Annotated in this window: 21 protein-coding genes; 17 read left to right on the forward strand and 4 right to left on the reverse strand. The window is 71.1% G+C overall.

What is annotated here, in order from left to right:
- Positions 1–44: 44 nt before the first annotated feature.
- A complete protein-coding gene (locus tag DEI95_RS06900) occupies positions 45–2,333 on the forward strand; it encodes a polyribonucleotide nucleotidyltransferase (protein WP_110823870.1) in 2,289 nt (762 codons plus the stop codon).
- Between the two features lie 115 nt (positions 2,334–2,448).
- Here DEI95_RS06900 and DEI95_RS06905 read toward each other — a convergent pair whose 3' ends face one another.
- On the reverse strand, positions 2,449–2,976 hold the full coding sequence (locus DEI95_RS06905; RefSeq protein WP_110890559.1) for a YbhB/YbcL family Raf kinase inhibitor-like protein: 528 nt from the start codon (positions 2,974–2,976) through the stop codon (positions 2,449–2,451).
- Between the two features lie 55 nt (positions 2,977–3,031).
- Positions 3,032–3,703 (reverse strand): TetR/AcrR family transcriptional regulator, encoded by a 672-nt coding sequence (locus DEI95_RS06910; RefSeq protein ID WP_110823872.1) that lies wholly within the window; start codon positions 3,701–3,703, stop codon positions 3,032–3,034.
- A gap of 246 nt (positions 3,704–3,949) precedes the next feature.
- Here DEI95_RS06910 and DEI95_RS06915 point away from each other — a divergent pair, with 246 nt between their 5' ends.
- On the forward strand, positions 3,950–5,284 hold the full coding sequence (locus DEI95_RS06915) for a pitrilysin family protein (RefSeq protein ID WP_110890607.1): 1,335 nt from the start codon (positions 3,950–3,952) through the stop codon (positions 5,282–5,284).
- 8 nt (positions 5,285–5,292) lie between these two features.
- Positions 5,293–5,895, forward strand: a complete 603-nt coding sequence (locus DEI95_RS06920; RefSeq protein WP_110823873.1) for a histidine phosphatase family protein — start codon at positions 5,293–5,295, stop codon at positions 5,893–5,895.
- On the opposite strand, the gene DEI95_RS06925 is transcribed toward DEI95_RS06920, so the two are convergent.
- Positions 5,892–6,389 carry a GNAT family N-acetyltransferase gene (locus tag DEI95_RS06925; protein ID WP_111059781.1) on the reverse strand — a complete coding sequence of 166 codons (498 nt, stop codon included), beginning with the start codon at positions 6,387–6,389 and terminating at the stop codon, positions 5,892–5,894. The two genes, DEI95_RS06920 and DEI95_RS06925, sit on opposite strands and share 4 nt — an antisense overlap.
- A 22-nt stretch (positions 6,390–6,411) precedes the next feature.
- Here DEI95_RS06925 and DEI95_RS06930 point away from each other — a divergent pair, with 22 nt between their 5' ends.
- Together DEI95_RS06930 and DEI95_RS06935 are read left to right on the forward strand one after the other, a co-directional pair.
- A complete protein-coding gene (locus DEI95_RS06930) occupies positions 6,412–7,158 on the forward strand; it encodes a 4-hydroxy-tetrahydrodipicolinate reductase (RefSeq protein ID WP_110823875.1) in 747 nt (248 codons plus the stop codon).
- Positions 7,159–7,167: 9 nt separating this feature from the next.
- A complete protein-coding gene (locus DEI95_RS06935; RefSeq protein ID WP_375342342.1) occupies positions 7,168–7,614 on the forward strand; it encodes a tetratricopeptide repeat protein in 447 nt (148 codons plus the stop codon).
- Between the two features lie 16 nt (positions 7,615–7,630).
- Here the strand turns inward: DEI95_RS06935 and DEI95_RS06940 are convergent, their stop codons facing one another.
- Positions 7,631–8,533: a TIGR01777 family oxidoreductase gene (locus tag DEI95_RS06940; protein WP_111059783.1), complete on the reverse strand. Its 903-nt coding sequence runs from the start codon at positions 8,531–8,533 to the stop codon at positions 7,631–7,633.
- Positions 8,534–8,645: 112 nt separating this feature from the next.
- Here DEI95_RS06940 and DEI95_RS06945 point away from each other — a divergent pair, with 112 nt between their 5' ends.
- The 12 genes from DEI95_RS06945 to miaB all read left to right on the forward strand — a co-directional run bounded on the left by DEI95_RS06945 (position 8,646) and on the right by miaB (position 21,617).
- Positions 8,646–9,449, forward strand: a complete 804-nt coding sequence (locus DEI95_RS06945) for a thymidylate synthase (protein WP_220032700.1) — start codon at positions 8,646–8,648, stop codon at positions 9,447–9,449.
- Between the two features lie 95 nt (positions 9,450–9,544).
- A complete protein-coding gene (locus DEI95_RS06950; RefSeq protein ID WP_111059812.1) occupies positions 9,545–10,033 on the forward strand; it encodes a dihydrofolate reductase in 489 nt (162 codons plus the stop codon).
- A 91-nt stretch (positions 10,034–10,124) separates the two neighbouring features.
- Positions 10,125–11,102, forward strand: coding sequence for a 4-hydroxy-tetrahydrodipicolinate synthase (gene dapA, locus DEI95_RS06955; RefSeq protein ID WP_110823877.1), 978 nt, complete (start codon positions 10,125–10,127; stop codon positions 11,100–11,102).
- Between the two features lie 48 nt (positions 11,103–11,150).
- Positions 11,151–12,827, forward strand: coding sequence for a ribonuclease J (locus DEI95_RS06960; RefSeq protein ID WP_110823878.1), 1,677 nt, complete (start codon positions 11,151–11,153; stop codon positions 12,825–12,827).
- 100 nt (positions 12,828–12,927) lie between these two features.
- Positions 12,928–15,879, forward strand: a complete 2,952-nt coding sequence (locus DEI95_RS06965) for a DNA translocase FtsK (protein WP_110823879.1) — start codon at positions 12,928–12,930, stop codon at positions 15,877–15,879.
- 4 nt (positions 15,880–15,883) lie between these two features.
- Entirely contained in the window at positions 15,884–16,516 is a 633-nt protein-coding gene (pgsA, locus tag DEI95_RS06970) for a CDP-diacylglycerol--glycerol-3-phosphate 3-phosphatidyltransferase (protein ID WP_111059784.1), read from the forward strand.
- Positions 16,513–17,019 (forward strand): CinA family protein, encoded by a 507-nt coding sequence (locus DEI95_RS06975; RefSeq protein WP_110890567.1) that lies wholly within the window; start codon positions 16,513–16,515, stop codon positions 17,017–17,019. Before pgsA ends, DEI95_RS06975 begins: the two co-directional genes overlap by 4 nt.
- Positions 17,020–17,173: 154 nt before the next feature.
- The gene (locus DEI95_RS06980) at positions 17,174–17,482 is read left to right on the forward strand and encodes a helix-turn-helix domain-containing protein (protein WP_110823882.1); all 309 of its coding nucleotides are present in this window, start codon (positions 17,174–17,176) and stop codon (positions 17,480–17,482) included.
- Positions 17,483–17,548: 66 nt separating this feature from the next.
- Positions 17,549–17,773, forward strand: coding sequence for a DUF3046 domain-containing protein (locus DEI95_RS06985; RefSeq protein ID WP_110823883.1), 225 nt, complete (start codon positions 17,549–17,551; stop codon positions 17,771–17,773).
- Positions 17,774–18,034: 261 nt separating this feature from the next.
- A complete protein-coding gene (gene recA / locus DEI95_RS06990) occupies positions 18,035–19,093 on the forward strand; it encodes a recombinase RecA (RefSeq protein WP_110823884.1) in 1,059 nt (352 codons plus the stop codon).
- Entirely contained in the window at positions 19,090–20,061 is a 972-nt protein-coding gene (locus DEI95_RS06995) for a regulatory protein RecX (RefSeq protein ID WP_111059785.1), read from the forward strand. The genes recA and DEI95_RS06995 overlap by 4 nt, the downstream gene beginning before the upstream one ends.
- Positions 20,062–20,123: 62 nt before the next feature.
- On the forward strand, positions 20,124–21,617 hold the full coding sequence (gene miaB, locus DEI95_RS07000) for a tRNA (N6-isopentenyl adenosine(37)-C2)-methylthiotransferase MiaB (RefSeq protein WP_111059786.1): 1,494 nt from the start codon (positions 20,124–20,126) through the stop codon (positions 21,615–21,617).
- Positions 21,618–21,681: the final 64 nt, after the last annotated feature.

Raw genomic sequence — 21,681 nt, forward strand, 5'->3', positions numbered from 1 at the left:
CCCGAGGCCGGGTCTGCTGCTCACACACGCAAGGAGGCATCCTCTTGGAGGGTCCCGAGATCAAGTTCGCTGAAGCGACCATCGACAACGGTCGCTTCGGCACCAGGACGGTCCGGTTCGAGACCGGTCGTCTCGCGCAGCAGGCACAGGGTGCCGTCGCCGCGTACCTGGACGAAGAGACCATGCTGCTGTCGGCCACCAGCGCCGGCAAGCACCCGCGCGAGGGCTTCGACTTCTTCCCCCTGACGGTCGACGTCGAGGAGCGCTCGTACGCCGCCGGCAAGATCCCCGGCTCGTTCTTCCGTCGTGAGGGCCGCCCCTCGACCGAGGCGATCCTGGTCTGCCGCCTCATCGACCGGCCGCTGCGCCCGTCGTTCGTCGACGGCCTCCGCAACGAGGTCCAGATCGTCATCACCGTCCTGAGCATCGCGCCGGACGAGTTCTACGACGCGCTGGCCATCAACGCCGCGTCCGCGTCGACGCAGATCTCCGGTCTGCCGTTCTCCGGCCCGATCGCCGGTGTGCGCCTGGCGCTCATCCCCGGCGCGAACGGCACCGACCAGTGGGTCGCGTTCCCGAAGGCGTCGCAGCTCGCCGACGCCGTCTTCGACCTCACCGTCGCCGGCCGCGTCGTCACCGACGAGGCGGGCAACGAGGACGTCGCGATCATGATGGTCGAGGCCGAGGCCACCGAGCACGCCTGGAACCTCATCGAGGGCGGCGCGACCAAGCCCGACGAGGCCATCGTCGCGCAGGGCCTCGAGGCGGCCAAGCCGTTCCTCAAGTCCCTCGTCGAGGCGCAGGCGAAGCTCGCCGCGCAGTCGGCCAAGGAGATCCAGGACTACCCGGTCTTCCCGCCGTACGCCGACGAGGTCTACGCCGCCGTCGAGTCCCTCGCCCTCTCCGAGCTCGGGGACGTGTACCAGATCGCCGGCAAGGCGGAGCGTCAGGACGCCGACGACGCGCTCAAGTCGCGCGTCAAGGCGGCCATCGCCGAGCAGGTCGCCGCGGGCACGCTGCCCGAGGTCGCCACCAGCCAGGTCAGCGCCGCGTACAAGTCGGTCACGAAGAAGGTCGTCCGCGGCCGCATCCTGACCGAGCAGGTCCGCATGGATGGTCGCGGCCTCGCCGACATCCGTCCGCTCGACGCCGAGGTCGCCGTGATCCCGCGTGTCCACGGCTCCGCGGTCTTCCAGCGCGGCGAGACGCAGATCCTCGGCGTCACCACGCTGAACATGCTCAAGATGGAGCAGCAGATCGACTCGCTGTCGCCCGTCACCAAGAAGCGCTACCTGCACCACTACAACTTCCCGCCGTACTCGACCGGTGAGACCGGCCGCGTGGGGTCGCCGAAGCGTCGCGAGATCGGGCACGGCTTCCTCGCCGAGCGCGCCCTCGTGCCGGTGCTGCCGTCGCGCGAGGAGTTCCCGTACGCCATCCGTCAGGTCTCCGAGGCGCTGAGCTCCAACGGCTCGACCTCGATGGGCTCGGTCTGCGCGTCGACCCTGTCGCTCCTCAACGCCGGTGTGCCGCTGCGCGCCCCGGTCGCGGGCATCGCGATGGGCCTCGTCTCCGACACCGTCGACGGCCAGACCCGCTACGCGGCGCTGACCGACATCCTCGGTGCCGAGGACGCCCTCGGCGACATGGACTTCAAGGTCGCCGGTACCTCGGACTTCGTCACGGCCATCCAGCTCGACACGAAGCTCGACGGCATCCCGTCGTCCGTCCTCGACGCCGCGCTGAAGCAGGCCAAGGAGGCCCGCTCGGCCATCCTCGGTGTGTTGAACGAGGCCATCGACGGTCCGGACGAGATGGCCGACACCGCGCCGCGCGTGATCTCGGTGAACATCCCGGTCGACAAGATCGGCGAGCTGATCGGCCCGAAGGGCAAGACGATCAACGGGATCCAGGACGAGACCGGCGCCGACATCTCCATCGAGGACGACGGCACGGTCTACATCGGCGCCGTCGACGGTCCGTCCGCCGAGGCCGCGCGTGCGCAGGTCAACGCGATCGCGAACCCGACGAACCCGGAGATCGGGGACCAGTTCCTCGGTACCGTCGTGAAGATCGCCACGTTCGGCGCCTTCGTGTCGCTGCTCCCGGGCCGTGACGGTCTGCTGCACGTCTCCGAGGTGCGCAAGCTCGCCGGTGGCAAGCGCGTGGAGAACGTCGAGGACGTCCTCGGCGTCGGTCAGAAGATCCTGGTCGAGGTCACCAAGGTGGACGACCGCGGCAAGCTGTCGCTCGCGCCGGTCGTGGCCGACGACGTGGACACCGAGGGTCGCGACGACCACGGCACCCACGCCGAGATGCCCGCCGAGGGCTGATCGACCCGCGTCCCGACGCACGGACGGCCGCCGACCCCGATGGGGTCGGCGGCCGTCCGCCGTCGCGGGCAACGCCGTCCGTCGGGACCGGGCTCGACGCGCGGTCCTGCCCGGGTCAGGAGGCGGGCGTCTCCTGGATGCCGACGAGCTGCGCGCGACCGAGCAGGTGCTCGCGGAGCATGAAACCGACGACGGCCGGCGTCGCGCCGGCGGGGACGTCGAGCGTCGGGACGTCGAGCGCGCTCACGGTGAAGAAGTACCGGTGCGGACCGTGGCCCGCGGGCGGAGCGGCCCCGAGGAACGTGTCGGTGCCGAACTCGTTGCGGCGGCGGGTGGCGCCGTCGGGCAGGAGCGAGTCGTCCGTGCCGGCGCCCTGCGGCAGCGACGTCACCGATGCCGGGATGTCCGAGACGGCCCAGTGCCAGAAGCCGGAACCGGTGGGGGCGTCCGGGTCGTAGGCCGTGAGCACGTAGCTCTGCGTGCCCTCGGGGGCACCGGACCATGCCAGGGCCGGGGAACGGTCCTCGCCACCGGCGTCGGAGCCGCGGGCCCAGTCGGGCAGCTGGCCGCCGTCCGTGAAGTCGGGGCTGGACAGGTCGAAGGAGGGGACGTCGGGCAGGTTCCAGTTCGGGTGGTTCGTCATGCTCCGAGCCAACACCCGTGCGCCCGGTGGATCCCGGGAGCGCTCCGGTCGGCGCTCAGGCGGCGAGGACCCGCTCGGCGACCCGGTTGAGTGCTGCCGTCGCCGCGATCGCGTCACCGGCGTAGGCACCGGACATCGCGCCGTCGCGGGCGAGCATGAGTTCGTCGGCACCGTCCCCGGGGAGCGGGTGTCCAGCGGCCTGCAGCAGGTCACCGAGGCGTTCCGTGTACCAGTCGCGGTGCACGGCGACGACCTGGCGCACCGGGTCCCGCGGGTCGTGGTACTCGGCGGCCGCGTTGAGGAACGCGCAGCCGCGGAAGTCCGGACGGTTCACGTCGGCGGCGAGGGCGTCGACCCACGCGCGGACGGCGGCCTGTGGGGACTCGGCGTCGCCGACGACGGACTCCATCCAGGCCTGCACGCGGGTGTGCTGCTCACGCACGTAAGCGAGGATCAGGTTGTCCTTCGAGCCGTAGTGCTTGTAGAACGTCGCCTTCGTGACGCTCGCCTCGGAGATCAGGCGGTCGACGCCGACACCGTGGATGCCCTCTTCGTAGAACAGGCGAGTGGCCGTCTCGAGGATGCGGACCTTCGCGCCGCCGGAGCGGGGAGCCGGGGGGACGCTCGACCCGTCCGGCGACGCGAGGTTCTGGTTGCTCGGGGCCCGTCCTTGCAGACGCTGACCCAGGAGACGCTGGACGGTCGGTTGGGGGGAATCGACCGTCACAGCGTGGCTCTCCTTGGGTCATCGGCTCCGCGGCGGAGCGGGGGGACTCGTGCCGCGCAGGACTGATGTCCCGAGCCACCGGATCGAGATCTAGGGGGGCTCCCGATCCGGTGACACCACTGTAGCACGATGAGGACAGACAGACGAGTCCGTCTGTCCTTCTTTTTTGTACCCCTCTTCGGGTGTCCTCTCCCGACGGCGGTCTGCCTGGGCGATCCCGGCCCGGCCTTCAGTAGAGTCATGACGATGAACCGCCCAGTGCCGCTGCCGCTCGAGGCTCCGGAAACGTCCTTCGTGACGTCCGGTGGAGCCCTCGTCCGGCGCACCGTTCTCGCCTCGGGCGTCCGTGTGCTCACCGAGTCCGTCCCCTCCGTCCACTCCACGAGCATCGGGTTCTGGGTGGGGGTCGGCTCCCGCGACGAACGTGCCGGGCAGTACGGCTCCACGCACTTCCTCGAGCACCTCCTGTTCAAGGGCACCGCGGAGCGCACCGCGCTCGACATCGCGGTCGCGTTCGACTCCGTCGGCGGTGAGCACAACGCCGCGACCGCGAAGGAGTACACCTGCTACTACGCCCGCGTCCGGGACACCGACGTCCCGATGGCGGTCGGCGTGATCGGCGACATGGTGACGAACTCCACCCTCGAGCCGGCCGCGTTCGACGTCGAGCGCGGGGTCATCCTCGAGGAACTCGCGATGGCGGCCGACGACCCGGCGGACGTGGCGGGGGAGGCGTTCTTCGCCGCGACCTTCGACGGGCACGCCCTCGGCCGCCCGATCGGTGGGACCCCGGAGTCCATCCGCGAGGTCCAGCGGGACGAGGTGATGGCGCACTACGCCGAGCACTACGAGCCGAACGGCATCGTCGTCACCGCTGCGGGCGCCGTCGACCACGACCGGTTCTGTGCGCTCGTCGAGGCCGTCTTCGCGGACGCCGGAGCCGCCGTGCCGCTCGCCCGTCGCACCGCGCAGCCCGTCGCCGACCCCGTCGAGTCCACCGTGCGGGTCGTGCACCGTCCGACCGAGCAGGTCAGCATGCTCCGCGGGTCCCAGGGGCTCGACCTCCGCGACGACCGCCGCCCGGTGCTGAGCATCCTCAACGCCGTGCTCGGCGGGGGCATGAGCTCCCGGCTCTTCCAGGAGGTCCGCGAACGCCGGGGCCTCGCGTACGCCGTGTCCTCGTTCGCACCCGCCTACCTCGACAACGGGGCGTTCGGTGTCTACGCCGGCTGCGCTCCCGACAACGTCGCCGGGGTCGTCGACATCATCGACGGGGAGTTCCGCCGCATGGTCGACCACGGCATCACCGAGGACGAGCTCCGTCGCGCCAAGGGGCAGATCGAGGGCGCGCTGACGCTCTCGCTCGAGGACTCCGACGCCCGGATGACCCGCCTCGGCCGTGCCGAGCTCGGGACCGGCGAGTTCACCGACCTCGCGACCGCCCTCGAGCGTGTCGACCGCGTCACCGCCGCCGACGTGCTCGACCTGTCCCGCGACCTCCTGACCCGACCGACGGTGACCGCCGTGGTCGGGGACGTGCAGCGCGACCGGCTGGCGGCCGCCCTCGGGATCGACGGTTGACCTCCACGATGTCGCACTACCTCTACCTCGTCCGGCACGGCGAACACCAGGACGCCGAGCACGGTCTGCGGGACGGCAAGCTCTCGGAACGCGGCAAGCGCCAGGCGATGCTCATCGCCGACCGTCTGGGCGGCGTGCCGTTCGACGGCGTGTGGCACTCCCCGCTCGACGCCCCGAGCGAGACCGCGTCCTTCCTGCAGCAGCGCCTCCCGGCCATCCAGCCCGAGCCGTCGACCCTGCTCTTCGACTGCATCCCCTCCGGACCGACACCCGACATGCCGCACGCCTACAAGGGCTGGTACGGGGGCGTCACGGAAGAGGAGATCGTCGCGGGACAGGCGCAGATGGAGGACGCCGTCGCGGAGTGGTTCACGCCCGCGATGGAGGACCGCCACGACCTGCTCATCACGCACAACGCCGTCATCGGCTGGTTCGTCCGCGAGGTCTTCCAGGCCCCGGAGTGGCGCTGGATGGGGACGAACGTGGCGCACAGTTCGCTGACGATCATCCGGATCCGGTCCGCGAAGCCCGCCGAGCTCGTCACGCTGAACGACCTCGCGCACCTGCCGGTCGAGCTCCGCACCGGGCTGCCCGTCCCGCAGCCGCTCTAGGGCCGGCGCACGGGCTTGCGGTACCAGGCGGTCGCGTTCGGGTTGTCGTTGAAGGCCGGCACCCGCTCGTAGCCCCGACCGCGGTACATCGCGCCCGCGGCGACGAGCGAGTCGTTCGTGTCGAGGACGATGCTCGTCGCGCCGAAGTCCGCGGCGGCGGTCTCGAGGACGTCCATCATCGCGGTCGCGACGCCGCGGCCCCGACCCTCCGGCGTCACGAACACGTGCTTGACCTCGAAGCGCACGTCGTCGCCGTCGTCGGCGATGCGGCGCAGCCCGCCACAGCCGACCGCGACGGGTCCGTCGGTCGCGACCACGAAGACGCCGTTCGGCGGCACGAACTCGGCGGCCGGTGTCCGCTTCCGCGAGTAGTTGCCCTGCGCGCTCGGGAACGTGGCCTCGCGCTCGTCCAGGTACCGGTCGAGCAGGGCGTCGACCTCGGGGAGGTCGGCGGGGACGACGCGGACGCTGACCTGGCTGCGATCGTCGGACATGCTCCGATCCTAGGATGGGGACATGGTCACTCCCGTCGCCGTCGTCGGCGCCTCCGGTCGGCTCGGGGGCCTCGTGGCCGCCGTCGTCGAGGAACTGCCCGAGTTCGAGCTCGTCGCGCGGTTGTCCTCGCGGGACAGCGCGCACGACGCCCCCGGCTCGGTGTTCGCGGGTGCGGAGCTCGTCGTCGACGTCACGGTGCCCGCGCTCAGCCCCGCCATCGTCGAGAACGCCCTGGCCAGCGGCGCGAACGTCCTGGTCGGTACCTCGGGGTGGTCGGGGGAGCGACTCGGGAGACTGCGGGCGTCGCTCGTCGACCGGCCCGAGCAGGGCGCCTTCGTCGTGCCGAACTTCTCGATCGGGTCGGTGATCGGCACGCACCTCGCGACGATCGCGGCCCCGTGGTTCCCCTCCGTCGAGATCGTCGAGAGCCACCACGCCGGCAAGATCGACTCGCCGTCCGGGACCGCCGTCCGCACCGCCGAGCTCATCGCCGAGGCCCGGCGCGACGTCGGGCCGGTCGAGGCCCCGCACGTCGACCAGCGTGCGCGCGGGCAGCAGGTCGCGAGCGTGCCGATCCACTCGCTCCGGCTTCCCGGGGTGAAGGCCGTGCAGGACGTCGTGCTGAGCGGTCCCGGCGAGACCCTGACCATCCGCCACGACACCGGGGACGACGCCGCCTACCTGCCGGGCATCCGCGCCGCGCTGCAGGCGGTCGGGTCGATGCGCGGGTTGACGGTCGGCCTCGGGTCCGTGCTCGGCATCGGGTAGGCGACGCTCGTGCGAGGCCTGCGGTCACCGCTCTGGGGCGTCCTGCTCATGACCGTCCTGCTCGTGGTGTACATCGTGCTCGTCGGGCAGCGGGCGGTGGCGTTCATCGCGACCGGCCTCCCGGTCGGCGTCGGCATCGGTGTCGCGCTGGTCGTCGTGGCCCTGGTGGGGGCACTGCTCCTCGTGCTGGAACTCCGGTTCGGACTGCGCATCACGCGCCTCGGCGCCCGGCTCGAACGGGACGGCGGCGCACCGTCGGACGTCGTCCCGGTGCGCCCCTCCAGGCGTCCGGACCGGGGCGCCGCCGACGAGCTGTTCCCGCGCTACCGCGCCGCGGTCGAGGCCGCCCCGGACGACTGGCGTGCCTGGTACCGCCTCGGGGTCGTCTACGACGCGGCGGGGGACCGGAAGCGCGCCCGCGCCGCGATGCGGACCGCCCTCGCGCACGCACGCTGACGGTGTGGGGCCCGGGTCAGAACGCCGCGTCGACCGCGTCCTCGGCCCGCGTGTACCGGAACGTGTAGCCCGAGTGGAGCAGCTTCGCCGGGACCATCCGCTGGTTGGACAGGAGCATCTCGTCCGCCGCGTCCCCGAGCAGCCTGCGGAGTGCGAAGGCCGGGACCCGGAACAGGTACGGGCGGTGCAGGTCCTCGGCGACGCGCTTGGTGATGCGGTCGGCCACGGCCGGCTCCGGGCCCGACAGGTTGACCGGACCGGACACGTCGTCGGCGGTCACGAGGTGCACGATCGCACCGACCTGGTCCTCGAGGGCGATCCACGGCCACCACTGGCCACCGGTGCCGAGACGACCGCCGCCACCCGCCTTCGTCAGCGGGACGAGCGGGGCGAGCGCGCCACCGCCCTGGCCGATGACGATGCCGGTGCGCAGCAGCACGACGCGCACGCCGTCGGGCGCGCGGCGGGCCGCTGCCTCCCACGCGGTGCAGATGTCGGCGAGGAACCCGCTGCCGGACGCCGCGTCGTCGTCGAGGACGTCCGCCGGCCGGTCGCCGTACACGCCCGAGGCGGACCCGGACAGGAAGACGCGGGGCGGTGTCGTCGCGGCACGCATCGCCTCGACCAGGGTCGTCGTGGCGTCGACCCGGGAGGACCGGATCGCGTGTCGGTAGGAGTCCGTCCAGGGCAGCTTGCCGAGGTTCGCGCCGGACAGGTTGACGACGACGTCGGCGCCGTCCAGGACGGCCGGGTCGAGCGGACGCTCCCCGGGTGCCCACCGGAACTCGGTCGGCGTCCGCGGCTCGCGCCGCACCAGCGTCGAGACGTGGTGCCCCGCCTCGCGCAGGGCACGGACGAGTGGCGTGCCGATGAAGCCGGATGCGCCGGCCACCAGGACCGAGAGGGGCTGTGACGTCATGCCGCCACGGTACTCACGCACCTGACGGCCCGCCGCGGCGCTGCCGGGAGGCCCGACACCCCACCGGTCGCCCGGCTCGCCTCCACCGCGGTGCACGCTTAGGCTCGACGTCGTGACCGAGATCCCCACGCCGTACGAAGACCTGCTGCGCCGAGTGCTCGAGGAGGGCTCCCCGAAGGGCGACCGGACCGGCACCGGTACCCGCAGCCTGTTCGGTGCGCAGCTGCGCTACGACCTGTCGCAGGGGTTCCCGCTCGTCACCACGAAGCGCGTGCACATGAAGTCGATCGCGTACGAGCTGCTGTGGTTCCTCCGCGGGGACTCGAACGTCGGCTGGCTGCAGGAGCACGGCGTCCGGATCTGGAACGAGTGGGCGGGCGAGGACGGCGACCTCGGGCCGGTGTACGGCGTGCAGTGGCGCTCCTGGCCGACCCCGTCCGGCGAGCACGTCGACCAGATCGCCCAGGTCATCGAGCAGATCCGGTCGAACCCCGATTCGCGTCGGCTCATCGTGTCGGCGTGGAACGTGGCGGACATCCCGAGCATGGCGCTCGCCCCGTGCCACGCGTTCTTCCAGTTCCACGTCAACGACGGCAAGCTCTCGTGCCAGCTGTACCAGCGGAGCGCGGACATGTTCCTCGGCGTCCCCTTCAACATCGCCTCGTACGCCCTGCTGACGCACATGGTCGCGGCACAGACCGGACTCGAGGTCGGCGACTTCATCTGGACGGGTGGCGACTGCCACGTCTACGACAACCACGTCGAGCAGGTGCAGGAGCAGCTGACCCGGACGCCGTACCCGCTGCCGACGCTCGAGCTCGCCCCGCGCGACTCGATCGACGACTACGAGTACGAGGACATCACCGTCGTCGGCTACGAGCACCACCCGGCGATCTCCGGCAAGGTCGCGGTCTGATGACGGACGACCGGGCGGGGTCCTGGACGGAGCCCGGGCCCACGCCGCCGGTTCCGGATCGACGCGCCAGCGGCGAGCCGGCCGTGCCGGTGGGGATCACCGGCGTCGGGCTCGTCTGGGCCCGGTCGTCGAACGGCGTCATCGGCGCGGACGGGGGCATCCCCTGGCACGTGCCGGAGGACCTCGCGCACTTCCGCGAGGTCACCGGCAGCGCGACCGTCGTGATGGGGCGTCGCACCTGGGACTCCCTGCCCGAGCGCTTCCGCCCGCTGCCCGGTCGCCGGAACGTCGTGCTGACGCGGGACACCGCGTGGTCCGCCGAGGGTGCCGTGGTCGTGCACGACCTGGCCAGCGCGCTCGACACCGACGACGACGTCTGGGTGATCGGCGGCGGCGCGGTCTACGCGGACGCCCTGTCCTCGGCCGACCGCGTCGCGGAGACCGTCGTCGACGTCGAGGTGGACGGGGACACCTCGGCACCGACGCTCGGCGAGGACTGGACCCTCGTCGACGAGGGCCCCTGGCAGGTGTCCCGCGTCGACGGCTCGCGCTACCGCTTCCTCGACTGGCGCCGCCGCGCCTGAACCCACCTGTCGGAGGTGATCCGGGCCTCCCGGCGGGGCACCGTCCGGGCGGACGGACGCCCGGTCCGTCGCGCCCGGTACGCTGGACTCCGTGTCCACGCGTGAGAATCCCTTCGGCCAGGTCCTCGTCGCGCTCGTGACCCCGTTCACCGCCGACGGCGAGGTGGACTGGCCGGGCGTCGAGCAGCACATCGACGACTGCATCACGGCGGGTGCCGACGGCATCGTCGTGACCGGCACCACCGGCGAGACGTCGACCCTCACCGACCCGGAGAAACTCCGGCTGGTCGAGGTCGGCAAGTCCGTCGCCGCGGGTCGCGCGAAGATCATCACCGGCGGTGGCTCCAACGAGACCGCGCACGCCATGCAGCTCTACAAGCAGAGCGAGCGCGCCGGTGCCGACGGGGTCATGATCGTCACGCCGTACTACAACAAGCCGACCCAGGCCGGTGTCCTCACGCACTTCCGGATGATCGCCGACGCGACCGACCTGCCGGTGATCCTGTACGACATCCCGGGCCGCACCGGCATCCCGATCACGTACGACACCATCCTGCGCGCGTCGAAGCACCCGAACATCCTCGCGGTGAAGGACGCCAAGGGCGACTTCGCCGAGGTCTCGCGGGTGCTCAACAACACGGACCTCATGTACTTCTCGGGCGACGACACGAACGTGCTCCCGCACCTGTCGATCGGTGCCACGGGCCTCATCGGTGTCACGGCGAACATCACGAGCACGCCGTACCGCACGATCGTCGACGCCGTGAACCGCGGCGACCTGGCCACCGCGACGGCCGAGCACAAGCGCCTCGAGCCCCTCGTCCGCGCGGTCATGACCCACGTGCCCGGCACCGTCGCCGCGAAGTACGTCCTGCACGGGCTCGGCCGTATCGGCAGCCCGCGTGTCCGCCTGCCCCTCGTCGGGCCCGAGGACTCCGAGGCGTACGCCATCGAGACCTCGCTCGAGGCCGTCCGGGACGTCCCCGGCGCCGACTTCTCCAACTTCCGCCCCGACCGCAACGCAGCGGCCGGCGGCGCACTACCGAAGGTGCCAGGCACCACCCGCTAGACGAACACCGCGACGCACGACGTGCGTCGCCCGAATCCGTAGGACCGAATGCCCACACAGATCTCCACACCGCAGCCGCTCGAACCCGGAACGCTCCGAGTCATCCCCGTCGGGGGACTCGGCGAGATCGGTCGCAACATGACCGTCTACGAGTTCGAGGGCAAGATCCTCATCGTCGACGCCGGCGTCCTCTTCCCGGAGGAGCACCAGCCCGGGGTCGACCTGATCCTGCCGGACTTCTCGCCGATCCGGGACCGCCTCGACGACGTCCTCGGTGTCGTGCTCACGCACGGGCACGAGGACCACATCGGCGCCGTCCCGTACCTGCTGAAGCTCCGCGGCGACATCCCGCTCATCGGCTCCACGCTGACCCTCGCACTCGTCGAGGCGAAGCTCAAGGAACACCGGATCAAGCCGTACACGCTCAACGTCGCCGAGGACCAGACCGAGCAGCTCGGTCCGTTCCACCTCGAGTTCGTCGCCGTGAACCACTCGATCCCGGACGCCCTCGCCGTCGCCATCACCACCCCGGCCGGCCGCGTGCTGCACACCGGTGACTTCAAGATGGACCAGCTGCCGCTCGACGACCGGATCACCGACCTCCGTGCGTTCGCGCGTCTCGGCGAGCAGGGCGTCGACCTGTTCCTGCCGGACTCCACGAACGCCGACGTGCCGGGCTTCACCGCCCCGGAGCGCGACATCGGCCCCGTGCTCGAGAACATCATCACGCGCGCCCGCAAGAAGGTCGTCGTCGCGAGCTTCTCGTCCCACGTGCACCGCGTGCAGCAGGTCCTCGACGCCGCCGCAGCCGCGAACCGCAAGGTCGCGTTCATGGGCCGCTCGATGATCCGCAACATGACGATCGCCGCCGAGCTCGGGTACCTGCGGGTGCCGGAGAACGTGCTCATCGACACGAAGAAGGCGAAGAACGTCCCCGACGACCAGATCGTCTACATGTCGACCGGGTCCCAGGGCGAGCCGATGGCCGTCCTCGCCCGCATGGCGAACCTCGAGCACCAGATCGAGATCGGCGAGGGCGACACCGTCATCCTCGCGTCGTCGCTCATCCCGGGCAACGAGAACGCCGTCTACCGCGTGATCGACGGGCTGACCAAGCTCGGCGCGAAGGTCGTGCACAAGGGCAACGCGAAGGTGCACGTCTCCGGGCACGCGTCCGCCGGCGAGCTGCTCTACTGCTACAACATCCTCCGGCCGCGCAACGTCATGCCCGTGCACGGCGAGCACCGTCACCTGTACGCGAACGCCGACCTGGCGATCCAGACCGGCGTCCCGCCGCGCAACGTGGTCCTGGGGGAGGACGGCACGGTCGTCGACCTCAAGGACGGCGTCGTGACCATCGCCGGTCAGCTCGACATCGGGTACGTCTACGTGGACGGGTCCACCGTCGGTGAGATCACCGACGCCGACCTGAAGGACCGCCGCGTGCTGGCCGAGGAGGGTTTCATCTCGGTCTTCTGCGCCGTCGACTTCACCACGGGCCAGTGCGTCATCGGTCCGGAGATCCAGTCCCGCGGATTCGCCGAGGACGACTCCGTCTTCGACGACGTCCGTCCGCAGATCGCGAAGGCCCTGGCGGACGCCGCCGGCAACGGCACGCGCGACCAGCACGCGTTCACGCAGGTCGTCCGGCGCACGGTCGGCCGCTGGGTGAACACGAAGCACCGCCGTCGCCCGATGATCGTGCCGGTCGTCATCGAGGCATAGGGGCTCCGCCCCACCGCACCGGGAGGCCCGCTGCACGTCCGCTCCGGACGTTGCGGCGGGCCTCCCGTCGTTGTCCCCGGGAACGATTAGGGTTCTGCCCATGGCCGGAGGCACCAAGTCGACCACGCGCTCGCGCGCGTCCTCGTCGTCGACCCGTGGAAGCGGGGCGCGCGGGACGACGCGCACCCAGGCGACGACGAAGAAGCTGCCGCAGGCTGCACCCACGCCGGTGTTCCGTGAGCAGAACCCGCTCGTGACCGCGTGGATGGGCGTGGCGCACGGCGTCGGGGCCGGTTTCCGGCTGCTTGGCAAGGAGTCGCTCGAGAAGGACCAGCGGCGCGACGGGTTCCCGTTCCTGTTGTTCGTCCTCGCGGTCCTCGGCGCCGTGGTGGAGTGGCTCAACCCCACGAACCCGGTGTCGATCGGGCTCGACGCCTACACGTTCGGTGGCCTGTTCGGGCGCCTGGCGTTCGCGCTGCCCGTCATCATGGTCGTGTTCGCCGGCTGGCTGTTCCGGCACCCGGCCTCCGTGCACGACAACACCCGGATCGGGATCGGACTCGGGCTGATGCTCGTGTCGATCGCCTCGCTCTGCCACGTGTTCGGCGGACAGCCGAGTGCCGCGGACGGCATGCCCGCCCTGGCCGCGGCCGGCGGCGTGCTCGGGTGGGTCGTCATCGGCTGGCTCGTCGCCGTCGCGACCGCGTGGGTCGCGGTCCCCGTGGCGGTGGTCCTGCTCGCGCTCTCGCTCTTCATCATCACCAAGACCCCGCCGAACAAGCTCGGCCGGCGGCTGCACGAGCTGTACGCGTACCTGTTCGGCGCTCCCGGCCCGGCCGCCGAGGCACCCGTCGCCGAGGACGACACCGCGCCGGCGACGAAGCCGACCCGCAAGCGGAGCCCGAAGGGACAGTCGCAGGACTTCCCGCTGTTCGAGGACCTCGGGTTCGATGAGGACGGCACCCCCGTCGAGGACGGCGCCGACGGGCACCTGCCGTGGTGGCGCCGCAACAAGTCCGGACGCGAAGAGGACCCGGCGTACGACAGCCCCGTCATCCCGCCGACCGGTGTCGCGCCCGCAGCCGTCCCGGCCCCGGGTGCCGCGGCCGGTCTCCGCGACCTGACGCCCGCCGAGCCGGTCTCGGTCAACCTGAACGACTCGGTCGAGCAGGACGTCGCCGACGACCTCGACCGCGCAGAGCAGGCACTGCGCGACTTCGGGTCGCCGGCGCCGGCGTCCCCGACGGAGGCGTTCCGTCCGGACCGTGACGTGGCAGCTGCCGTCGCCACGGGCCTCCCGACCGGACCGGCGCCCGTCGCTCCGGCGAGCGTCCCCGTCGTGTCGGCGGAGTCGGACCTCGGCGACGTCGGCGTGGACGACGAGCCCGAGGGTCTGCCGCCGGTCGCGACCGAGGAGGACCCGGCGCACCCGTACCGGCTGCCGGCGGCGACGACACTGAGCCCCGGCACCCCCTCGGTCGCCCGCAGCCAGGCGAACGACGAGATCGTCGCCGCCATCACCGGCGTCCTGACCGAGTTCAAGGTCGACGCGAAGGTCACCGGGTTCTCCCGCGGTCCGACGGTCACGCGGTACGAGATCGAGCTCGGCCCGGGCGTCAAGGTGGAGCGCGTCACGGCCCTGTCGAAGAACCTGTCCTACGCGGTCGCCTCGAACGAGGTCCGCATCCTCTCGCCGATCCCGGGCAAGAGCGCGATCGGCGTCGAGATCCCGAACACCGACCGCGAGATCGTCTCCCTCGGTGACGTCCTCCGGTCGAGCGCGGCCACGAAGTCGAAGCACCCGATGACCATCGGTGTCGGCAAGGACGTCGAAGGCGGCTTCGTCGTGGCGAACCTGGCGAAGATGCCGCACCTGCTCGTCGCGGGCTCCACGGGCTCCGGCAAGTCGGTCTTCATCAACTCGATGATCACGTCGCTGCTCATGCGCGCGAAGCCGTCCGAGGTCCGCATGGTCCTCGTCGACCCGAAGCGCGTGGAGCTGTCGATCTACGCCGGCGTCCCGCACCTCATCACCCCCATCATCACGAACCCGAAGAAGGCGGCCGAAGCGCTGCAGTGGGTCGTGAAGGAGATGGACATGCGGTACGACGACCTGGCGTCGTTCGGCTTCCGGCACGTCGACGACTTCAACAAGGCCGTCCAGAACGAGGAGATCGTGCTGCCGGCCGGCAGTGAGCGGAAGCTCAAGCCGTACCCGTACCTGCTCGTCGTCGTGGACGAGCTCGCCGACCTCATGCTCGTCGCCCCGCGCGACGTCGAGGAGTCGATCGTCCGCATCACCCAGCTCGCCCGCGCCGCCGGCATCCACCTGGTGCTCGCGACGCAGCGCCCGTCGGTGGACGTCATCACGGGCCTCATCAAGGCGAACGTGCCGTCGCGCATCGCCTTCGCCGTCACGAGCGTCACGGACTCCCGCGTCATCCTCGACCAGCCCGGCGCCGACAAGCTCATCGGCCAGGGCGACGGCCTGTTCCTGCCCATGGGGTCGTCCAAGGCGGTCCGCGTGCAGGGCGCCTGGGTGCAGGAGACCGAGGTCGCCGAGGTCGTCCAGCACGTCACGCGACAGGCCCAGCCCGAGTACCGGCAGGACGTCGCGGCCGTGGTCGAGCGCAAGGAGATCGACGCCGACATCGGCGACGACCTCGAGCTGCTGTTGGCGGCCGTTGAACAGGTCGTCTCGACGCAGTTCGGTTCGACGTCGATGCTGCAGCGCAAGCTCCGGGTCGGCTTCGCGAAGGCCGGGCGGCTCATGGACCTCATGGAGTCCCGCGACATCGTCGGGCCGTCCGAGGGGTCCAAGGCACGTGACGTCCTCGTGACGGGGGACCAGCTGCCCGCGGTGCTCGCGAAGCTCCGGGGCGAGGAGCCGCCGGCAGCGCCCGCCGCCCCCGCCGCGGCTGGGTCCACGCACCCGGCGGAGGGGTCCGACGACCGGTACGGGGACGACCCGGTGGCCGGCATGACACGTGGGTACGATGAGGTGGACGGCGACACCGACGAGGACGCCTGGGGCCTGACGGGCAGGGAGTGAGACCATGACCGCCTCCGACGGTACGACCAACCGGTTCCCGTGGCGCGGCCGGATCCTGCGGAAGGGTCCCGGCCCCGCATCGACCGCGAACGTCGCGAACATCATCACCGTGGTGCGCATCCTCATGGCGCCGCTGTTCTTCGTGCTGCTCCTGGCGGACGCCGGTGCGGACGGGCCGGTGCGCATCTGGGCCGCCGTGCTCTTCGTCGTGGCGATCGTCACCGACAGCGCCGACGGCGTCATCGCGCGGCGCCAGGACCTGGTCACCGACTTCGGGAAGCTCGTCGACCCGATCGCCGACAAGGTCCTCATCGGCGGCGCCCTCGTGGCCCTCTCGATCCTCGGGGAACTGCCCTGGTACGTGACGGTGCTCATCATGGTCCGTGAGATCGGCATCACGGTCTTCCGGTTCGCCGTGCTGTCCGACCGGGTCATCCCGGCCAGCCGCGGCGGCAAGGTCAAGACCGTGCTGCAGGCCGTCGCGCTCACCCTCGCGCTGTTCCCGTGGTGGCACCTGGTCGGCGACCTCGCGCACTGGGTGAACGGCGTCTTCATGACGGCCGCCTTCGTGGCGACCGTGGCGAGCGGTGTCGACTACCTGGTGCAGGCGTGGAAGCACAACCGGACCCCGGCGTGACCGACGCCGACTCCGGCGGTCACGCAGCGCCACTCGTGGCGGCCCTGACCGCACGCGGCGAGACCGTGGCGGTCGCGGAGTCGTTGACCGGCGGACTCGTCGTGTCGGAGCTGGTCGGCGTCCCCGGGGCGTCGGCCGTCGTGCGCGGCGGTGTCGTCGCCTACGCCACGCCCGTGAAGGCGACCGTGCTCGGTGTCGATGCCGACCTGCTCGCCGAGCACGGCGCCGTGGACCCCGAGGTGGCCCGCCAGATGGCCGCGGGTGTCCGGATCGCGCTGGCCGTGGACGGCGTCCCCGCGACCTGGGGGATCAGCACGACCGGCGTCGCCGGACCGGATCCGCAGGACGGCAAACCGGTCGGCACCGTGTTCATCGGGATCGCGAGCGCCGAGCGCGCCGCAGCGGTCGAACTCCACCTGGACGGGGACCGCGGGGCAATCCGCGCGGCGGTCGTCTCCGAACTCCTGGCACGTCTGCGATCCAGACTCCAGGGCGTGGAATAGCGGGCGTGACCGTCAGGTTACATCTCACGCAATCTCCAGCAGGACGGCAGCCGCACTGGCTACCATGCTGCAACCGGCAACCTCAGGGTCGCCGGACCCGAGCTCGGTCATCCGGATCGAGCGGGCGCGGAGATGACAGGAAGGAGGAGTTCTCATGGTTCTCGTTCGTCAGGAGATCGGCGACGTGCTGCGGGACTTCCGCTTGCAGAAGGGCCGGACCCTCCGTCAGGTCGCGTCCAAGGCCAGTGTTGCCCTCGGGTACCTCAGCGAAGTGGAGCGCGGTCAGAAAGAGGCCAGCTCCGAGATCCTCGCTTCTGTGGCGGATGCCCTCGACACCCCGATCTCGACGATCATGCGCGAGGTGGGCGACCGCCTCGCAGTGGTCGAGGGACTCACGCGTGTCCCGGACACGCTCCCGGACGAGCTCGTCGCCGAGTTCGACAACGACCTTGCGGTGCGCTGACCCGTACCGCTCGAACGCCCCCGTCGGTCCGCCGACGGGGGCGTTCCCCGTTGTTACGCTGGTCCGATGCGGGTGAGTGAGTTCTGGCGAGCCGTCGACCAGGTGTTCGGGGATGCGTACGGAGCGGTCGTGTCCCGGGACGTCGTGCTCGAACAGCTCGGAGGCCGATCGGCCGCCGACGCGCTCGCGGCGGGCGTCGACGCGCGTGCCGTGTGGGACGCCCTCTGCGACTCGCAGGACGTCCCGCTCGAGCGTCGGCACGGCAAGGGACTGCAGGAGCCGCGCGACTGAGTCTGCGGAGGATGGGAACGTGTGTTCGGCGTGTCGCTCGAACACGTGTTCGGTCGGTGCTACGTTCCTCCACAGCGACGTCGACCGGGTGTCCCATCCACGACCTCCGCTCCTGACGGCAGGGATGTCGGTGGGCGGCCGTAGGTTCGAGGACATCGGAACACGTCCGAAGCCTTGTCGCAGAACGAGTGGCCTTGCACCATCGGCCGGTCCGGACGCGACAGCCTACAGGCGGCCGTCATCAGCACGAAGGAGCACCCCATGCCATCACCAGTAGACCGCGAGAAGGCCCTCGAGACCGCACTCGCCCAGATCGACCGTCAGTTCGGCAAGGGTGCCGTGATGCGCCTCGGGACGGATGAGCGTGCCCCGGTGGCCGTCATCCCCACCGGTTCCGTCGCGCTGGACGTCGCGCTCGGGATCGGTGGGCTCCCGCGCGGACGCATCATCGAGATCTACGGGCCGGAGTCCTCCGGCAAGACCACGCTGACGATCCACGCCATCGCGAACGCGCAGCGCAACGGCGGCATCGCGGCGTTCATCGACGCCGAGCACGCGCTCGACCCGGAGTACGCCAAGAAGCTCGGGGTCGACATCGACGCGCTGCTCGTCTCGCAGCCGGACACCGCCGAGCAGGCGCTCGAGATCGCGGACATGCTCGTCCGGTCGGGTTCCATCGACCTCATCGTCATCGACTCCGTCGCGGCACTCGTGCCCCGCGCGGAGATCGAGGGTGAAATGGGTGACTCGCACGTCGGTCTGCAGGCCCGCCTCATGTCGCAGGCACTCCGCAAGCTCGCCGGTGGGCTGAACCAGACGCAGACCACGATGATCTTCATCAACCAGCTGCGCGAGAAGATCGGTGTGTTCTTCGGATCGCCCGAGACGACCTCCGGCGGTAAGGCGCTCAAGTTCTACGCGTCGGTCCGCCTCGACATCCGTCGCATCGAGACGCTGAAGAGCGGGACGGACGCCGTCGGCAACCGCACCCGGGTCAAGGTCGTCAAGAACAAGATGGCGCCGCCCTTCAAGCAGGCCGAGTTCGACATCCTGTACGGGGTGGGCATCTCGCGCGAGGGTTCGCTGCTGGACTTCGGCGTCGACCACGGGATCGTGAAGAAGTCCGGTGCTTGGTACACCTACGACGGCGACCAGCTCGGGCAGGGCAAGGAGAACTCGCGCTCCTTCCTCATCCAGAACCCCGAGATCGCCGCTGAGATCGAGGGCAAGATCCTCGCCAAGCTCGGCGTCGGCGGTGCGAAGGAAGCGGCGCCGGTCGACTCGATCGCGCCGAAGCTCGCGGAGCGCAAGGGCGCGTGACCGACCACGACGGCGAGGACCTCGCGCCGGTCACCGACCTGTTCGGTGCGAGGTCCCGCCGGCGCTCCGGCGGTGCCCGGCCCGGTGCCGGCGACGCTGGTGGCGCGGGTGTGGCTCCAGCGGACGCCCCCAGCCGGGCGGATGTCGGCAGCGATGATCCGGGTGCCGGTGCCGGTGCCGGTGCCGGTGCCGGTGCCGGTGCCGGTGCCGGTGCCGGTTCTGGACGGGAGCGTGTGCCTGCGGCTCCGCCGTCCGACGCCGACGCCCCGGTGCCGCTGCCCGTCCGCGGTGCGCAGGCGGCTTGGCTGTCCCCGGTCGTCGGCGACGGCTCGGGCCGGAGTGCTCGCGCTGAGCAGGACGGGTACGGCGACGAGGAAGCCGACGCGCAGACAGCGTCGGTCTTCTCGATCACCGGCGATGAGTTGGACCCGGCGGACGCCCCGCGGCCGCTCGACGAGCAGCGCGCCGACGCCGAGCGCATCAGCATGCGCGCGCTCAGCCGCCGCGGCGTGAGCACGTCCGAGCTCCGGGCGATGCTCAGCAAGCAGGACGCGTTCGACCCCGACGTGATCGAGCAGGAGATCGAACGGCTCACCCGCGTCGGGCTGCTCGACGACGTCGCCCTGGCCACCGACCTGGTGGACCGGATGCACTCGCGCAAGGGCCTGGGCCGGCAGGCGATCGTGGCGGACCTCCGTCGCCGCGGCATCGACCAGGCCGCGATCGACGCAGCACTCGACGCGGCCGCGGACGACGAGGACGACGAGTTCATCCGGGCGATCGAACTCGCCACGAAGCGTGCGGGCCAGATGCGTGGTCTCGACCGTGCGACGGCCGAGCGGCGGCTGTCCGGGTTCCTCATGCGCAAGGGCTACAACGGCGGTGTCGTGCGGATCGCGGTCGAGCGTGCGCTCGACGGACCGCGGCGTCCGCCGACCGGAGGCCGCGGCACCGTCCGGTTCGAGTAGAGCGGCTCCGGTCCGGATCCGGCCTCTTTCCGGGGTGCGCCCGGTTCTACACTGGGACGATCATGGAGACCGTCGCCGCGCGCCCGCGTACCTACGAAGTGCGCACCTACGGGTGCCAGATGAACGTGCACGACTCCGAGCGGCTCAGCGGGTCGCTCCGAGCCGCCGGGTACGTCGCCGCGGAGGACGAGCAGGCCGACGTCGTCGTCATCAACACCTGCGCCGTGCGTGAGAACGCGGACAAGCGCCTGTACGGCAACCTCGGCCGGCTCGCGTCCGTCAAGCGCGAGCGCCCCGGCATGCAGATCGCCGTCGGCGGCTGCCTGGCGCAGAAGGACAAGGACGTCATCCTCGAGAAGGCGCCGTGGGTGGACGTCGTGTTCGGCACGCACAACATGGGCTCCCTGCCGACCCTGCTCGAGCGGGCCCGGCACAACGACGAGGCACAACTCGAGATCCTCGAGTCCCTCGACGTCTTCCCCTCGACACTGCCGACCAAGCGGGAGTCGACCTCGAGCGGCTGGGTGTCGATCTCCGTCGGCTGCAACAACACGTGCACGTTCTGCATCGTGCCGTCCCTCCGCGGCAAGGAGCGGGACCGCCGACCGGGCGACGTGCTCGCCGAGATCCAGGCCCTCGTCGACGACGGTGCGATCGAGGTCACGCTGCTCGGGCAGAACGTCAACTCCTACGGCGTCGAGTTCGGCGACCGTCAGGCGTTCGGCAAGCTCCTCCGCGCCACCGGGCAGATCGACGGCCTGGAACGCGTGCGCTTCACCAGTCCGCACCCCGCAGCGTTCACCGACGACGTCATCAGCGCGATGGCGGAGACGCCGAACGTCATGCCGCAGCTGCACATGCCGCTGCAGTCCGGCTCGGACCGGGTGCTCAAGGCCATGCGGCGCAGCTACCGGAGCGAACGCTTCCTCGGCATCCTCGACCGGGTGCGCGCCGCGATCCCGCACGCTGCGATCTCGACCGACATCATCGTCGGCTTCCCGGGCGAGACGGACGAGGACTTCGCGGACACCATGCGCGTCGTCGAGCAGGCCCGGTTCGCCACGGCCTTCACGTTCCAGTACTCGATCCGCCCCGGTACCCCGGCTGCGACGATGGACGGCCAACTGCCGAAGGAGGTCGTGCAGGAGCGGTACGAGCGACTCATCGCCCTGCAGGAGCGGATCACCGCAGAGGAGAACAGCGCACAGCTCGGGCGCACCGTCGAGGTCCTCGTGGCCTCGGGGGAGGGCAAGAAGGACGACAGCACGCACCGCCTCTCCGGCCGCGCCGAGGACTCCCGCCTCGTGCACTTCGCGGTGCCGGCCGGGTCCGACGTGCCACGACCCGGCGACGTCGTCTCCGTCGAGGTGACCCGGGCCGCGCCGCACTTCCTCATCGCGGATTCGGACGCCCCCCTCCGCATCCGCCGCACCCGAGCGGGCGACGCGTGGGACCGCGCGCAGGCCGAGTCGTGCGGCGTCCCCACCCCTGCCGTCCCCGGTGCCGGACCACGTCCGGTGTCACTCGGTCTCCCCACGCTCCGTGTCGGACGCTGACGGGCGCTCGGCGGACCCCGGGTCCCGGAGCGGTGCGGCGATCGACGGACCCGCCGGGCCGGGC

This window comes from Curtobacterium sp. MCBD17_008 (genome assembly GCF_003234475.1).
GTDB lineage: Bacteria > Actinomycetota > Actinomycetes > Actinomycetales > Microbacteriaceae > Curtobacterium.

Coding starts and splice junctions, on each gene's coding strand:
- DEI95_RS06960 (WP_110823878.1), top strand. CDS start 11,151: ATGCCCACACAGATCTCCACACCGCAGCCGCTCGAACCCGGAACGCTC.
- DEI95_RS06905 (WP_110890559.1), bottom strand. CDS start 2,976: ATGACGAACCACCCGAACTGGAACCTGCCCGACGTCCCCTCCTTCGAC.
- DEI95_RS06920 (WP_110823873.1), top strand. CDS start 5,293: ATGTCGCACTACCTCTACCTCGTCCGGCACGGCGAACACCAGGACGCC.
- DEI95_RS06915 (WP_110890607.1), top strand. CDS start 3,950: ATGAACCGCCCAGTGCCGCTGCCGCTCGAGGCTCCGGAAACGTCCTTC.
- miaB (WP_111059786.1), top strand. CDS start 20,124: ATGGAGACCGTCGCCGCGCGCCCGCGTACCTACGAAGTGCGCACCTAC.
- DEI95_RS06985 (WP_110823883.1), top strand. CDS start 17,549: ATGCGGGTGAGTGAGTTCTGGCGAGCCGTCGACCAGGTGTTCGGGGAT.
- DEI95_RS06965 (WP_110823879.1), top strand. CDS start 12,928: ATGGCCGGAGGCACCAAGTCGACCACGCGCTCGCGCGCGTCCTCGTCG.
- DEI95_RS06940 (WP_111059783.1), bottom strand. CDS start 8,533: ATGACGTCACAGCCCCTCTCGGTCCTGGTGGCCGGCGCATCCGGCTTC.
- recA (WP_110823884.1), top strand. CDS start 18,035: ATGCCATCACCAGTAGACCGCGAGAAGGCCCTCGAGACCGCACTCGCC.
- DEI95_RS06925 (WP_111059781.1), bottom strand. CDS start 6,389: ATGTCCGACGATCGCAGCCAGGTCAGCGTCCGCGTCGTCCCCGCCGAC.
- DEI95_RS06930 (WP_110823875.1), top strand. CDS start 6,412: ATGGTCACTCCCGTCGCCGTCGTCGGCGCCTCCGGTCGGCTCGGGGGC.
- DEI95_RS06980 (WP_110823882.1), top strand. CDS start 17,174: ATGGTTCTCGTTCGTCAGGAGATCGGCGACGTGCTGCGGGACTTCCGC.
- pgsA (WP_111059784.1), top strand. CDS start 15,884: ATGACCGCCTCCGACGGTACGACCAACCGGTTCCCGTGGCGCGGCCGG.